This window comes from Simplicispira piscis (assembly GCF_054783455.1).
Genome location: NZ_BAAGQN010000015.1, coordinates 330,053 through 344,713 on the forward strand (window position 1 = coordinate 330,053; position 14,661 = coordinate 344,713).

Annotated in this window: 10 protein-coding genes and 1 tRNA gene; 5 read left to right on the top strand and 6 right to left on the bottom strand. The window is 61.7% G+C overall.

Annotated elements, in window-relative coordinates; genetic code table 11:
- Nucleotides 1-28 precede the first annotated feature (28 nt).
- The 4 genes from ACYVOC_RS11285 to ACYVOC_RS11300 all read right to left on the bottom strand — a co-directional run bounded on the left by ACYVOC_RS11285 (nt 29) and on the right by ACYVOC_RS11300 (nt 5,761).
- The gene (locus tag ACYVOC_RS11285) at nt 29-2,239 is read right to left on the bottom strand and encodes a PhoX family protein (RefSeq protein ID WP_461161860.1); all 2,211 of its coding nucleotides are present in this window, start codon (nt 2,237-2,239) and stop codon (nt 29-31) included.
- Nucleotides 2,240-2,616: 377 nt separating this feature from the next.
- The gene (locus ACYVOC_RS11290) at nt 2,617-4,437 is read right to left on the bottom strand and encodes a DUF262 domain-containing protein (protein ID WP_461161861.1); all 1,821 of its coding nucleotides are present in this window, start codon (nt 4,435-4,437) and stop codon (nt 2,617-2,619) included.
- A gap of 50 nt (nt 4,438-4,487) precedes the next feature.
- Nucleotides 4,488-5,177 (bottom strand): hypothetical protein, encoded by a 690-nt coding sequence (locus ACYVOC_RS11295; RefSeq protein WP_461161862.1) that lies wholly within the window; start codon nt 5,175-5,177, stop codon nt 4,488-4,490.
- 224 nt (nt 5,178-5,401) lie between these two features.
- The gene (locus ACYVOC_RS11300) at nt 5,402-5,761 is read right to left on the bottom strand and encodes a GNAT family N-acetyltransferase (RefSeq protein WP_461161863.1); all 360 of its coding nucleotides are present in this window, start codon (nt 5,759-5,761) and stop codon (nt 5,402-5,404) included.
- On the opposite strand from ACYVOC_RS11300, the gene ACYVOC_RS11305 reads away from it, so the two are divergent.
- On the top strand, nt 5,754-7,106 hold the full coding sequence (locus tag ACYVOC_RS11305; protein WP_461161864.1) for a hypothetical protein: 1,353 nt from the start codon (nt 5,754-5,756) through the stop codon (nt 7,104-7,106). The two genes, ACYVOC_RS11300 and ACYVOC_RS11305, sit on opposite strands and share 8 nt — an antisense overlap.
- Nucleotides 7,107-7,228: 122 nt before the next feature.
- Here ACYVOC_RS11305 and ACYVOC_RS11310 read toward each other — a convergent pair whose 3' ends face one another.
- A complete protein-coding gene (locus ACYVOC_RS11310; RefSeq protein WP_461161865.1) occupies nt 7,229-9,655 on the bottom strand; it encodes a UvrD-helicase domain-containing protein in 2,427 nt (808 codons plus the stop codon).
- Between the two features lie 26 nt (nt 9,656-9,681).
- On the opposite strand from ACYVOC_RS11310, the gene ACYVOC_RS11315 reads away from it, so the two are divergent.
- The 4 genes from ACYVOC_RS11315 (at nt 9,682) to ACYVOC_RS11330 (ending at nt 12,729) form a co-directional block, all read left to right on the top strand.
- Complete coding sequence (locus ACYVOC_RS11315; protein ID WP_461161866.1) at nt 9,682-10,371, top strand: hypothetical protein; 690 nt, start codon at nt 9,682-9,684, stop codon at nt 10,369-10,371.
- 200 nt (nt 10,372-10,571) lie between these two features.
- A complete protein-coding gene (locus tag ACYVOC_RS11320; RefSeq protein ID WP_116004504.1) occupies nt 10,572-11,549 on the top strand; it encodes a GMP reductase in 978 nt (325 codons plus the stop codon).
- Nucleotides 11,550-11,666: 117 nt separating this feature from the next.
- A complete protein-coding gene (locus ACYVOC_RS11325) occupies nt 11,667-12,554 on the top strand; it encodes an NAD(P)-dependent oxidoreductase (protein ID WP_461161867.1) in 888 nt (295 codons plus the stop codon).
- A 99-nt stretch (nt 12,555-12,653) separates the two neighbouring features.
- Nucleotides 12,654-12,729 (top strand) — tRNA-Lys (locus ACYVOC_RS11330).
- A 153-nt stretch (nt 12,730-12,882) separates the two neighbouring features.
- Here ACYVOC_RS11330 and ACYVOC_RS11335 read toward each other — a convergent pair.
- Entirely contained in the window at nt 12,883-14,589 is a 1,707-nt protein-coding gene (locus tag ACYVOC_RS11335; RefSeq protein ID WP_461161868.1) for an AMP-binding protein, read from the bottom strand.
- Between the last annotated feature and the right edge of the window lie 72 nt (nt 14,590-14,661).

Here is a 14,661-nt window from a genome sequence, read left to right on the forward strand (position 1 = left end):
GCGCATTGCACGCTGGTAACCTCCTTCATTAACTGCCGATGCGGCCGCCGTCGTTCTTGGTGATGACAATGGTGGCCGAGCGGGGGCGCTTGCCTGCACCGTAGCCCGCATTGGCGGGCCACTGGCTCTGGTATTTGGCGGGATCACCGATGTCGGACATCTTGGTGCTCTCGCCCGGGTGCTGGATGTTGACGAAGATGGCTTTGCCATCGGGTGTCTCGGCCAGGCCGGTGATCTCGCAGCCCTTGGGCCCGACCAGAAAGCGCTTGAGCGTGTCGGGCGTGGCCTGCTTGCCCACATAGGTGGTCACGTCGAGCTTGCTGCCGTCGGCCTGGGTGTAGCCCAGGGTCTTCTTGCCGCCGTCGCCCACGCTGCCGGGCAGGGCGGCCAGCATCATGCAGTTGGACACATCGGTGAACGCGCCATCGTCGGTCTGTATCCAGCAGATGCCGGTGGCCTTGCTGAACACCAGGCCGTCGGGGCTGGAGAAGTCCTGCTCGGCCGTCAGTGCAGAGATGTTCACCATGCCCTTGTCCGCCCCTGCCTCGGCGCCGAACAGGTACACGTCCCAGGTGAAGGCCTGGCCTGCGCCTTCCTTCATGCGCACGAGGTGGCCGTTGGGGTTGCCGTTTTGCTTGCTGGCGCCCTTCATGTCGGTGTAGGCGCGCGGGTTCGGGCCGTCGGGCAGGTACTGGCCGCTGGCGGGGTCGATGCTGCGGTTGCTGTTGTTGGTCAGCGTGAAGTAGATCTCGCCGTTGGCGGGGTTCACGGCGTTCCACTCGGGGCGGTCCATCTTGGTGGCACCCACGGCGTCGGCGGCCAGGCGGGTGTTGATGGCGATGTCGCCCGCGTCGGCGAATTTGTAGGCCGCATAGCCGGCGATGGCGGCGTGGGCCATGGACAACTCCACCCAGGCGCCCGTGCCGTCGGCATTGAACTTGGCGACGTAGAGCTTGCCGCTGTCGAGGTACTTGTCGCCCACCGCCAAGCGGTCGGCGGCATTGGCATCCGCCGCATCCCACAGCGCGGTGGAGACGAACTTGTAGATGTATTCGCCGCGCGAATCGTCGCCCATGTACACGGTGAGCGGCTGGCCCGCCACCACCTTGCCAAACGCCGCGCTCTCGTGCGCGAAGCGGCCCAGCGCGGTGCGCTTTTTAGCCGTGCGGGTTTTGTCGTAGGCGTCGATCTCGACGATGTAGCCCATGCCGTTCATCTCGTTGCGGTAGTCGTCGCTGCCATCCTGCGAGGCGCCGGTCTTGCTGTTGTTCCAGCGCTGGTACTGGTCGGCCGCGCCGCCGCTCTCCCAGCTATGGCGCGAGGCGGCACCCTGGTTGCGGCCGTAACGTTTGAGCGCGGTCACGCTCTTGTCGTTGCCGCGCGCGGCATCGTCGGCGGCGCCGCGCGTGAAATAGCCGAACCAGTTTTCCTCGCCGGTCAGGAAGCTGCCCCAGGGTGTCTTGCCGGTGCCGCAGTTGTTCAGCGTGCCGCGCGTCATGGTGCCGGTGGGCGAGTATTTGGTGGCCATTTGCGCATGGCCGCGCGCCGGGCCCGCGATCTCGATGGGGCTGAGCGGCGTGAGGCGGAAATTCAGCGCCGAGTTGGGTGTGTAGCCCCACTTGCCGGCCGTCTTGGTCACCTCGATCACGGCAATGCCGTGCAGGGCCACTTCCTTGTCTACCTCCGAGGCCGGGCGCGGCAGCGTGGAGGTGCCGCCGTTGGCGTGGATGAAGAAGGACGAAAGCTTTTCGTCGGTGGTGGCCTCATGGTTGATGGCCAGCAGGCCGCGCTCGGTGGCGCTGTCGCTGCGCTTGCCGTCGGCGCCCAGGCCGAACCACTCCATGCCGTCGTGGTGGTCGCCGCCGCGCTGGTCGTAATCGGTGTCGGTGCCATCGTTCTTGTAGGCGGCCGTACCCGCGATGATCGGGTCGCCCAGCGCGTACAGCACGCTGGCGGTGTAGCCCACGGGCACGCTCACCACGTCGGCCAGGCTCTTGGGCACGGCGGCAAAGCCCAGCAGCTTCTCGGCGGGCGCCACCGGGTCGTCGCTGCCGCCGCAGGCGCTCACGCCAAAACCGGCCAGCATGGCCGTGCCCACGGTGCCCACACCGCCGCGCAGCAAGCCCCGGCGCGACAACCGGGCGGTGAGGACAGCGCCAAACGTCGGATTGGCAGAAGTGTTGGAGTCTTCGTCGTTGAAATCAATGGCCGCTGCGGGCACATCCAAACGCTGGTTCATGGGTTCTTTCTGAAGGTCGTTGCAAACCCCTGCAGCGTAGAAACCCGCCATGACAATGGCATGAAGACTGCATGACGGCGCCATGACTCTGGCGCGGCCCATGCTCGAGGCACGGCGCCCCGTTGCTTCTTTGTGAATAGCGCATGCCGCTGGATGCCATTGCGTCGGCACGACTGGAAGGGGGCAGCTCAACCCGATCCGCCCCCTCTCAGCCGTTCCTCTGTCATGGGGAAATCAAGTTGAGCGATTGCCGTGTGGTACAGACCTTTGGGGACCGAGCGGAGCACGATCTGATCGTGCGCGTCGTGCAATACATCCGATTACCCAGGAGGGGGGGTCGCCTCGTTTTTCAGTGGTGTCGTGTGAGCAATGGTTGGTCATGCGTCCAGACGGCGGCTATTGAGCATCCAGGTGTCCAACGCCAACTCCAGCAATGCAGTCTGGCGTTGCTGGATAGCTTGCCCATCCCACCGGGCGGTGCGGAAGTTGGCGCCAGGCAGGGCCGCTAGCTGATTGACTTTGGTGTTCACACCAATGGCGAAGGTGTGGTCGAGGAGCTGGGTGCTGAGCAGGCCGGATTTAGCGTACTCCTCCTGCTTGTCAGTGAACCAGCTGCCGTGCAGGTCGTTGTGCTTGTTCACTGCCTGGTTGATAACACTCTCCAGCAAGGTAACGTTTCCCAGGCGGTACACGTGGCCTTCGTACTCGGCCCGGTTGGCCGCCAGGGCAGGAGGAATGGCGCCATCGCGGGGGGTCTGGGGCAGGATGTGTTCGATCTGCAGGCCATCGATGTAGCGCAACCCTTTCTGTGGGGTATTGCACAAGGCCAGCAGCTTGTTTTCCATGCGGCCCAGCACATAGCGCAGGCGGTACAGGGGGTGGTAGTCGTTGTCGCGCAGGGTCAAAAAGCGCTGGCGGAATTCACCCAGCTTGTCTTGCAGGTAGGGACGCAGGGTGGCATCCACGACCGAGGCAATCTCGGCTTCGCTTTTCAGGCCCCGCAGTTGGACCGCCCACTGCACAAACAACCGCTCGTTGTTCTTGGCCTGTATGCCCAGGGTGTTGCTGTAGAAGAAGAAACTCTCGATTTGCTGGGCAAGGTAGTTGATCGCGTCGGCCGTACTGGTGTGATCCAGCGCCAGCAGCAAGATGAGATGTTGGCGCGACTTGATCTTGTTCATGAAGCCGATGCGGGTCACGGCCGGATAATCGCCCCCGTCGTTTTGCAGTTCGGTGGCACACACCAAGTCGGCGTAGCGGCGCGCGCCTCTTTCCAGCTCCACAGCCAGCTCGTAGGGGGCTTCCTCGTACCTCAGACGCTTTTTGCCTTCGACCGAGATGATCCATTTGTAAAGCTCGTCCTCACGCAAGATGCCGTCGAAGTGGCGCGCCATGAGGAAATACCGCAAAAAACGCAGGGGGCTGTCACCCTCCCGCGCCCGTTGCAGATGCCCCGTGAGGTCTTTCCACTTGTCCTTGATACGCGCAAAATCGTTGCCTTTGGCTTTGCTGAACAGCAGGTTCTTGACGAGGTCCATCGCGTTGAGCCCGGCTCCGCGCTGGTTGATGGTTTCAAAAATCTTCAGGGCGCTGCTGAGGTTTTCCGACTCAATGACGACGAGGTCGATTTTGGTGAGGAAGTAATACGCATACTCCGCCAATACGCCCAAACCAGCATCAAGGTAGTTCTGCAAATGTTGCCTGATGCGGTCATAGGCAGCCCGCATACGCTCGATCGATAGCGTGCTGCTTGGCGGCAGCGCCTTGCCCAGAATCAGCTGCAACAGGAAGTCTTTGCTTTCTTCGTATTGCAGCTCCAGCCGAACCTGGACCTGTTTGGATTGCATATCAAAACTGGAAAGCCAGGACTGGATGGTCTTGAGATAGTGCTCTTGCACCTGATCCAGTATTTGATCCTTCAACAAGTCTCGCAAGGCGCACATGGTGATGACGGTGGTGGTCAGCCGTTGCTGTCCGTCAATCACGTCGTACTTGCTGCCATTTTTCACAATGATGATGGAGCCAATGAAGTAGCTGCTGGGATCTTTGGCACCGGGGTCAAACTCATTGGCGATATCGGCAAGGAACTGCTCCACCTGGTCGTCCACTTCCCACACGTATTCCCGCTGGTAATCGGGAACGAGAAAGTGGTAATCCTTGAGCTTTTCGATGGTGTGGACCTGGGCTTTGACTTCCATGGGGGAGAACTTGGGTGGGTAAAAACAATACAAAAACGATGCTGCAACAATCAAAGGGATGCAGGTGCACCGGGTTCAGGGTGGGTGGCGGAGGGATGGACAGCCACCTTCATACCCTGCCGGATGGCCGCCACGATGGAAGGCGGCGTCAGCACCTGCACCCAGGTGTCAACCGGCAACGCGGACACCGCACTGTAGCCGTGGAATGACCAAGCACGCAGCCCCTTGGGGCCAATGAGCAGCACGCGACCATCGTCCACCGCCATGGCACCCACGGGCAAGTCGCTCAAGCGGGCCGCGTGGGTGCGCTTTGCTTTGTCTGGGCCTACCCGCTCGGCATGCAGCACGGCATCAATCTGGGCGATGGGCAGGCACGCCTGGCCGTTCGCAACGACATGGTCGGCACGGTTCGCGGCTGTCCAGATGCGGTTGAAGTCGTCGTGTTTGTGGCGTTGGCACACGCGGCAGGGGCGGTGCCCCGCCGCATAGGCCGTGGCTTCGTCCAGAAAAAACAGCTCGGAATACGTACCCTGAGTGAACGGAGAACGCTTTTGAAAACTGGCGTCCAGGCAGCAGGACACCCAGCTTTTGGTCGTCCAGCGGCGCACGATCTGGTCGTGCTCGTTATGCAAGATGCCGCGATTGCCCATGAGTGTGCCGCGCGCACGCACAGCGTGCAGGTCGCCCCTGGGGTCTACCTTGTTTTGGAGGGGGGCGGTGCGGGTGGATGGAATTGTCATGGCGTTTGAACGGGAGTAAAAACATTCATTTCCAGAATACAGCCGCAAGAAGAGAAGTGAAACCCGTTCCGTCTCCACCTGCATCCAGGGTTCGTCCATTTCTGCATTCGAACACCGTCGAAAACCACATCAGGCGCCGGCCAATCCGCATTCACCCCCTCATGCACCCTGCCGACTGTGAAGACTGCGGGTCAGTTCCGTTCCATCGCACAGCCGTGCCAAGCCTATGCCGGGGCAACGAAGTCGTAAACAAAGAATGCGTCATTCCGCTTCCAACCGGCGGATTGATAGAGCGCTTGTGCTGTTGTGTTGGTCACTGCCGTTGATAACGAAACGCGGACGGCGCCCTCGGCGATGGCAAATGCAACAGCCGCAGACAGGAGCTTCAAAGCCCCACCTTTGCGGCGTGCGAGCGCATCCACAAAGAGATCGTTGAGCACGAAGATGGAGCCATCGACACCGATGAAAAAACTCGGATAGCGGCCATTGATGCTCCCAACATGACGAAATCCCAGTAACGGCACGCCTTCACTCGCCCCGATAATACGCATACAGCTCGTAACAATGGAGGGAGGGATGGTCAAAGTACAAAATCTGATGTTGTTGCTCGCGATTCTGATAGGGGGCTCTGCGGCATATGCAGGCGTGATAGACCAGATCGATTGCAGCAACGGCAGGCAACGCCCCGTGATGGAGCAATCGTTCTGCCGAAGCGCACAGCTGCGGGGCGTATACCAGTCCATGGACGTTGCGCTCAACCGCGTGAAGAATGCGCTTCCTGCCCAAACAGTGGCCCTCACAGACAACCAAGCCCAGTGGGAAAGACTCTTGCTCGACTCCTGTGCCAGTGAATTTTGTCTTCACGGCAAGATGAAGGAACGCAAAGACGCACTGGACAAGTTGTATGCCGAAAGCACCGCTGCTGCTGCACCTGCGAGCAGACAAGCGACTGAAACGCGAACAGAAAATGACCGTTCGGCGCGGTACGGCCGGAGCAACCCTCGCCACGGAATACCGCAGCAGGTGGACTCTACAAATGTTTCACCGGCCCGCTTGGCAGGTGGAGCGCCGGGGAAGGCCATTTCGGCTGCCGAGCAACATCTGAGCATGGAAGAACGCGTGGCGCAAGCCTACGCTCAACGAGATACTGAAGCTGCGGCCCTGCGTGAAGCGCAGGAGCGAGCCGCGCAGGAATACGCAAAAGAGCAAGAAGTCCTTCGGATTACCAACGAAGAGCGCGAACGTCAAGCCCGTGAAAACAAAGCGAAAACCGACAAGCGCGCGGCAGAAGAACAAGCGCGCAAGGAGGCGCAGCGAATCGAGAGGGAAGAGGCGCAAAAGCGAAGCGCCTTCATCACCACGTGGGTGTCCCGCATCGCCCTGGCCCTGTTGGCGATCAACCTGGTGTATGCCTACATGGCGCGAAAGCAGAATCGCCTGGTGCTTTTTTCGAGCTACACAGACATTGCCCTGTGGATGGGCTCACCCATTGCCGCTTTCGTTATTTCGATTTTTCTGGCGGTATTTGGATTGCCGGACACCGCTGCCAAGGTCGTCGGAGGGCTTCTTGTCGCGGGCGCTGTCGGCATTGTTCTGCTGCATACCGCCCGGACGAACCCTTCGTTTTGGATGACCGCAAGCTCCTTTGCCGCCAAGTGCACGTTGCTGGCCATAGGTGGTCTCATTGCAATCGTGGTCTACGTGCTGTTGGCGCCGGGCGGCCGCAAAAAATACGAGCGACATGCATCCTACGAGCGCCGCTCCTCGGCTCAAACAGCCGTGGCGATGGCCGCCGGCGTAGGAGCAGCCGCTTATCTGGGTCATTTGCTGTGCGAGCGGCAGGAATTTGTCTCACTTGAAGATTACTTTGCAGGGACAGCGGCAGAAGCCGTGGCTACCGACGAAGCTCCGGCCGAGTCCCCGGCATAGCCCCCGTCACTCAAACGCCTCCGAGATGACCTCACAGGTCGCCCCGCCCTGAAACCACCACGTGCCCACTTTGTGAAGGCTTTGGTTGGTTCGTTAGGGGCAGTGACGCAGGCCAAGGCCCTTCACTCCACCACCGTCAGCTTGGCCACCGACAGCGCCAGCCACTTGGTGCCGTGGCGCGGGAAGCTGACCTGCGCGCGTGCGTCGTCGCCCGTGCCCTCGATGGCCAGCACTTTGCCTTCGCCAAATTTGTTGTGAAACACGGCCATGCCAGCGCGCAGGCCGTGCGCAGGCGCTGCCTTTTGCACTGGAACGGGTGGGCTGGCAAAGGTTTCAGATTTAAAGCCAAATGGGCCTCTGGCGCTTGATGGATAAGCGCTACCAGCTCCCGAATGAGGAGCAAAAGAGCCAAACCCCTGTTGCTTGGGCGTGATCCACTTGAGGGCGGACTCGGGCAGTTCTTCAAAAAAGCGGCTTCGCGGGTTGTAGCGCGTCTGGCCGTGCAGCATGCGCGTTTGCGAGTGGCTCAGGTACAGGCGCTTGCGGGCACGGGTGATGGCCACGTACATCAGGCGACGCTCTTCCTCCAGGCCGCCCTTGTCGCTGATAGCGTTTTCGTGAGGGAACAAGCCCTCTTCCATGCCGCCAATGAAAACGGCGTCGAACTCCAGCCCCTTGCTGGCATGCACGGTCATCAGTTGCACGGCTTCCTGCCCAGCCTGGGCCTGGTTGTCGCCCGCCTCCAGCGCAGCGTGGGTCAGGAAGGCGGCGAGCGGCGAGAGAGTTTCTCCCGTGTCGATGTCGACCATGTCCGGCACCGCGCCTGGCAAAGGCACATCCAGCAAAGGCGCATCGGGGTCCAGGCCCTGGCTGGCGGGGCTTTGGGTGAGTGGCAGTCCGTGTTCGTCCAGCGGCAGCGCCACGGCGTCGCGGCCAAAGCCTTCCTGGGTGACAAAGCTCTCGGCTGCGTTGACCAGTTCTTCCAGGTTTTCGACGCGGTCCGCACCTTCCTTCTCGGCGCGGTAGTGCTCTACCAACCCGGTGGATTTGAGCATTTGCTCGAGGATGCTGCGCAGGTTCAACCCCTGGGTCTGCTCACGCAGCACATCGACCATGGCGACAAACGCACCCAGGTTGGCCCCCGTCTTGCCGGGCACGGCGCTCACGGCGTCGTGCAGCGAGCAACCGGCGCTGCGCGCCGCATCCTGCAATACCTCAACGCTGCGCGCACCGATGCCGCGCGGCGGAAAGTTGACCACCCGCATAAAACTGGTGTCGTCCTGCGGGTTCTCCAGCAAGCGCAGGTAGGCCAGTGCGCTCTTGACTTCGGCGCGCTCGAAAAAGCGCAGACCGCCATACACACGGTACGGCACGGCGGCGTTGAACAGGGTCGATTCGATGATGCGGCTTTGCGCGTTGCTGCGGTACAGCACGGCAATTTCCTGGCGGCTAAAGCCGTCGCTTTTGACCAGGTTACGGATCTCTTCCACCATCCAGCGCGCTTCCATCAGGTCGCTGGGCGCCTCATACACGCGCACCGGCTCGCCCGGGCCTTGTTCAGTGCGCAGGTTCTTGCCCAGGCGCCCGGTGTTGTGGCTGATGAGCTGGTTGGCGGCATCCAGAATGTTGCTGTAGCTGCGGTAGTTTTGTTCGAGCTTGATTTGCCGCTGCACGTCAAATTCGCGGACAAAGTCGGCCATGTTGCCCACGCGCGCGCCGCGAAAGGCATAGATGCTCTGGTCATCGTCGCCCACGGCAATCACGCTGCCGCGCGCCTCAAAGCGGCCATTGACCTCGTCGCCCGCCAACTGCTTGAGCCAGGCGTATTGCAGTTTGTTGGTGTCCTGGAATTCGTCCACCAGGATGTGCGCAAAGCGCCGCTGGTAGTGCACGCGGATGGGATCGTTGTCACGCAGCAGCTCGTAACTGCGCAGCATCAGCTCGCCAAAATCGACCACGCCTTCGCGCTGGCATTGCTCTTCGTAGAGCTGATAGAACTCGACCTTCTTGCGTCCGTCCACGTCGTGCGCAGCCACCGGCACGTCGCCGGGGCGCATGCCCTCTTCCTTGCAGCCCGCAATGAAGTACTGCAACTGCTTGGGCGGAAAGCGTTCATCGTCCATGTTGAACTGCTTGCACAGGCGCTTGACGGCCGAGAGCTGGTCTTGCGTGTCCAGAATCTGGAACGACTGCGGCAAACCGGCTGCTTGGTGGTGTGCGCGCAGCAGGCGGTTGCACAGGCCGTGGAAGGTGCCTATCCACATGCCGCGCACGTTGATCGGCAGCATGGCCGACAGGCGTGCCACCATTTCCTTGGCAGCCTTGTTGGTAAAGGTCACGGCCAGGATGCCGCCCGGCGTGGCATAGCCGTTGTTCAGCAGCCAGGCAATGCGGGTGGTGAGCACGCGGGTTTTGCCCGAACCCGCGCCCGCCAGAATGAGCGCATGGCCCGCTGGCAGCGTCACCGCAGCCAACTGCTCGGGATTCAGGTGGGCCAAAAGGGGAGATGCGGCCGAAGGCGCACCAGAAATCGGGTCTTGTGGGAACATGGCCTGATTGTAGAAAGCGCCAGGCCATGAAACATACAGCCCTCACCCTGACTGCCCTGTTGGCACTGCACAGCCTGCCTCTGGCCGCGCAGCCCCTCTGCGCCAACGCAGGCCCAGCCCAGCCTGTGGCGCTGTTCGAGCGCTTTACCAGCGCCGACTGCGCCAGCTGCTGGCAAGACAGCGCCACGCCCGCCCCCGGCTCCGACGCTCTGGTACTCGACTGGATTGTTCCCAGCGCACAGGGAGACGATGCCCCGCTGGCGCCCGCCGCAACACGTGACGCCCTGCAGCGCCTGCAGGCGCTGGGCCGAGCCGTTCCCACCGCTACCGACGTGCACACGGCGCCCGTTGAGCCGGTGCGCGGCCTGCACCTGCGCGTGGGGCAAGGCCCTGCCGTGAACGACTACCTGGGTGCCACGGCGGAGTTCAGCGCGCGCCAGTCCGGCGCGGCATGGACTTTTCACCTCTTGGTGGTCGAGCGCCTACCCGCAGGCACCGAAGGCTCTCCCGTCGCCCGAAATATCGTTCGAAACATGCTCCAGGGCACGTGGGATAAGCGCAACAAGCTATCAAAATCAAAGTTAAACCGATGGACTGAGCTGCGTCCCATGTCTTTCCCCGAGGGCGCACAGCCCGAGCGCCTGCGCACCGTCGGCTGGGTGCAGGATGCCCAGGGCCGCATGGTGGCAGCAGCCCAGTCTGTATGCGGGGAATAGCGTCGGCGTTATGCCGCCCTCCAAGCAGACGGGTAGAATCAATCACCAGGCCCAAGTTTCTTGCAGCCCGGTTTTTTTGTGCCCCCTACCGGGGTTCGGCATGGCCTCAGACGGTCTTGCCCACACAACCGGTCTCCAGGCCAAGCGCCCACCGCCGCAAAAATTGTTTTGCGGCGTCCTTTGATGGAGCTTGGAATCTCATGGAAATCTTCGACTACGACAACATCCTGCTGCTGCCGCGCAAGTGCCGCGTCGAAAGCCGCTCGGAGTGCGACGCCAGCGTGGAGCTGGGAGCGCGCCGTTTTCGCCTGCCGGTGGTGCCCGCCAACATGAAAACCGTGGTGGACGAAAAAATCTGCATCTGGATGGCGCAGAACGGCTATTTTTACGTCATGCACCGCTTTGACCTGGACAACCTCCAGTTCGTCAAGGATATGCACGCCCGCGGCTGCTATGCCTCCATTTCGCTGGGCGTGAAAAAACCCGACTACGACACGGTGGACCAACTGGTGGCGGCAGGCCTGTCACCCGAATACATCACCATCGACATCGCCCACGGCCATGCCGACGGGGTGAAGAACATGATTGCCTACCTGAAGCAGCACCTGCCCGCCAGCTTCGTGATTGCCGGCAATGTGGCCACGCCCGAGGCCATCATCGACCTGGAAAACTGGGGCGCCGACGCGACCAAGGTGGGCGTGGGGCCGGGCAAGGTCTGCATCACCAAGCTCAAAACAGGTTTTGGCACGGGCGGTTGGCAACTGAGTGCGCTCAAATGGTGCGCGCGCGTGGCCACCAAGCCCATCATTGCCGACGGCGGCATCCGCAGCCACGGCGACATTGCCAAAAGCATCCGTTTTGGTGCCAGCATGGTGATGATCGGTTCGCTCTTCGCGGGCCACGAGGAATCGCCCGGCAAGACCGTGGAAGTCGATGGCGCGCTCTACAAAGAGTATTACGGCTCGGCCAGCGACTTCAACAAGGGCGAATACAGGCACGTGGAAGGCAAGCGCATCCTCGAACCCATCAAGGGGCCGCTGGCGGATACGCTGATCGAGATGGAACAGGACGTGCAAAGCTCCATCAGCTATTCAGGCGGCAAAAAGCTGATGGACATCCGCAAGGTCAACTACGTGATCCTCGGCGGCGACAACGCAGGCGAGCATCTGCTGATGTAGCACGCTGCAGCACAAAACACCTTGAACTTTTAGGTGCGACTGCTGCAAGCCAGTTGACAGCCAGCAGCCCGCCTGGGGCCTGATGATGGGGACTTCACACCGTTTTCGGAACACGCCATGCACCCACCGTCGCAAACACGCATCGCCCTCCTGGGCATTGGCATGATGGGCCTGCCCGTGGCCCAGCGCCTGTGCGAGGCCGGCCACGAGGTTCACGTATGGAACCGCACGCGCGCCAAGGCAGAACCGCTGGCCGCGTACGGCGCCACGGTGCACGACCAGCCTGCCAGCGCCGTTCGCCAAGCCGACATCACCATCAGCCTGCTGGAAAACGGCACTGTGGTGGGCGATGTACTCTTCCAGCAGGGTACCGCCACCGCTCTGCGCAAGGGCAGCCTGTTCATCGATATGGCTTCCATCCAGCCGCGCGAGGCCCGCGACCATGCCGCGCGCCTGGGCGAAATGGGCGTCGCGCACCTGGACGCTCCTGTCTCGGGCGGCACCGTGGGCGCGCAGGCCGGCACCCTGGCCATCATGGTGGGCGGCAAGGCCGCAGACTTTCAGCGTGCACAAGGCGTTTTCTCGGTGCTGGGGCGCGCAACGCACGTCGGCCCCCACGGCGCGGGCCAACTGGCCAAGCTGGCCAACCAGATGATTGTCGGCATCACCATTGGCGCTGTGGCCGAAGCCCTTCTGCTGGCTGCCAAGGGCGGCGCCGACATGGCCAAAGTGCGCGAGGCCATCAGCGGCGGTTTCGCCGACAGCCGCATCCTGCAACTGCACGGCCAGCGCATGGTCGAGCGCGACTTTGCCCCGCGCGGACGCATGGGCGTGCAGCTCAAAGACATGCGCAATGCGTTGGCCACAGCCCAGGAAATCGGCTTCGACGCCCCCATCACCACCCTGTTCGAAACCCTCTACGCCGACGGCGTGCAACACGGCCTGGGCGAACTCGACCACAGTGGCCTGTTCGTAGAACTGGCCAGCCGCAATGCCATGCAATGAGCGGCCCACAGACAAAAAATGGCTGCAATGCTTGCAGAGCCCTAAAAAAATAAGGCATAATTCGTCTCTCTGCTGCGACGCAGAAACGGTTTCAAAAGTGGGTTCTTAGCTCAGTTGGTAGAGCAGCGGACTCTTAATCCGTAGGTCGAGTGTTCGAGTCACTCAGGACCCACCACTTACAAGCCTCATAGGCACAAAAAAGCCCGCTACACAATGGTTAGCGGGCTTTTTTATATTTGGCGTTGATGATCGTGGCGTTCGATACCCTGCACAGGAGTTAGCTCCGTACCGAGGTCGGCTTGCCCCATAGCGGATGTTGCCGAAACACTTAAATTCCCAACGATGACGCTGTCGAGGTTGTAGGGCTCGCCGCGACCTCATCGCGCAATTGACGGCGCAGGATCTTGCCGATGTTGCTCTTGGGCAAGGGGTCGGTGCGAAATTCCACGATGCGCGGGATCTTGTAAGCCGTCAGATGGCGCCTGCAGTGCGCCAGCACATCGGCTTCTGTCAGCGACGGATTGCTGGGCACGATCACCACCTTGACCGCCTCCCCCGAGCGCTCATCTTTCACCCCGATCGCCGCCGCTTCCAGTACGTCAGGATGCAGCGTCAGCACGTCTTCGATCTCGTTGGGGAAAACCTTGAAGCCGGAGACCACAATCATGTCCTTCTTGCGATCGGTAATGCGAATGCTGCCGTGCTCATCCATCATGCCCATGTCACCGGTGCGCAACCAGCCGTTGGGGGTGAACACCTTGGCGCTCTCCTGCGGCTGGTTCCAGTAACCCTTCATCACCTGCGGGCCGCGCAGGCAAATCTCACCCACTTCGCCCAGAGGAATCGGGTCGCCGTCGTCGTCCAGAATGGCCGCTTCAGTGCTGGGCAAGGGCACACCGATCTGTCCACTCCACTCCTGGATCGTGACCGGATTGGCGATCGCTACCGGCGAGGTTTCGGTCAGGCCATAGCCCTCGACCAGCGGTATGCCAGCGCGCTCCTTCCACCGGTGTGCCACCACCTGCTGCACCGCCATGCCGCCAGCCACCGCCAGCTTGAGCCGACTCAGGTCAATGGCTGCAAAACCGGGCGCATCCAGCATGGCCCGAAACAGGGTGTTGACACCGATGATGGCGGTGAACGGCGTACTGGCCAGCACCTTGAGAAAATCGGGCATGTCGCGCGGATTGGCGACCAGCACCGCCTGCGCACCCTGGCTGAAGAAGGAAAGCGCGCCGGTGAGTGCAAACACGTGGTACATGGGCAGCGGCAGGATCAGGGTCTCCTGGCCCTCGTGTAGGTTGGGCGACATCCATGCGCTCACCTGCAACACGTTGGCCACCATGTTGCCGTGGCTGAGCTGTGCACCCTTTGCCACGCCCGTAGTTCCGCCGGTGTACTGCAAGAAGGCGTGATCGTCGTGTCCAAGAGACACCGCGTCCAGTTGCTGAGCGCGCCCGGCTGCGAGCGCGTCGCGCCAGCACACCGAACCGGGCAGCCGCCATGTCGGCACCATCTTCTTCACATGCTTGACCACAGCGTTCGTCACCAGCCGCTTCAGCGTGGGCAACAGGTCGCCCACCTCGGTTGTTACCACCGTGCGCACCGAGGTTTCGCCAATCACTTCCTGCAGCGTATGCGCGAAGTTCTCCAGCACCACGATGGCGCGCACATCGGCATCGTTCAGTTGATGCTTGAGCTCGCGCGGTGTGTAGAGCGGATTCACGTTCACCACCACCATGCCGGCGCGCAACACGCCAAACAGCGCCACCGGATACTGCAGCAGGTTGGGCATCATCAGCGCAACGCGGTCACCACGCTGCAGCCCGGCCGATTTTTGCAGCCAGGCGGCAAACGCACTGCTGGCCTCGTCCAGCTCACGAAAACTCATCGTCACGCCCATTGACCGGTACGCAGGCAAAGGGGCAAAGCGCTTGCAGCTGTCGGCAAGCATATCGACAAGCGACGCGAATCGCTGCATGTCGATTTCGGCGGGCACACCCGTCGGGTACTGCGTGAGCCAGGGCCTGTTCATCGAACTTTCTCCCATCGAGCCATCGTTTTCCGGCGAATAGCGAACCAGTTTCTGACATGGCATCATATTCCG

Excerpts from the sequence above, each read along its gene's own strand:
- ACYVOC_RS11285 (WP_461161860.1), bottom strand. The coding sequence starts at position 2,239 with ATGAACCAGCGTTTGGATGTGCCCGCAGCGGCCATTGATTTCAACGAC.
- ACYVOC_RS11290 (WP_461161861.1), bottom strand. The coding sequence starts at position 4,437 with ATGGAAGTCAAAGCCCAGGTCCACACCATCGAAAAGCTCAAGGATTAC.
- ACYVOC_RS11295 (WP_461161862.1), bottom strand. The coding sequence starts at position 5,177 with ATGACAATTCCATCCACCCGCACCGCCCCCCTCCAAAACAAGGTAGAC.
- ACYVOC_RS11305 (WP_461161864.1), top strand. The coding sequence starts at position 5,754 with ATGGTCAAAGTACAAAATCTGATGTTGTTGCTCGCGATTCTGATAGGG.
- ACYVOC_RS11310 (WP_461161865.1), bottom strand. The coding sequence starts at position 9,655 with ATGTTCCCACAAGACCCGATTTCTGGTGCGCCTTCGGCCGCATCTCCC.
- ACYVOC_RS11315 (WP_461161866.1), top strand. The coding sequence starts at position 9,682 with ATGAAACATACAGCCCTCACCCTGACTGCCCTGTTGGCACTGCACAGC.
- ACYVOC_RS11320 (WP_116004504.1), top strand. The coding sequence starts at position 10,572 with ATGGAAATCTTCGACTACGACAACATCCTGCTGCTGCCGCGCAAGTGC.
- ACYVOC_RS11325 (WP_461161867.1), top strand. The coding sequence starts at position 11,667 with ATGCACCCACCGTCGCAAACACGCATCGCCCTCCTGGGCATTGGCATG.
- ACYVOC_RS11335 (WP_461161868.1), bottom strand. The coding sequence starts at position 14,589 with ATGAACAGGCCCTGGCTCACGCAGTACCCGACGGGTGTGCCCGCCGAA.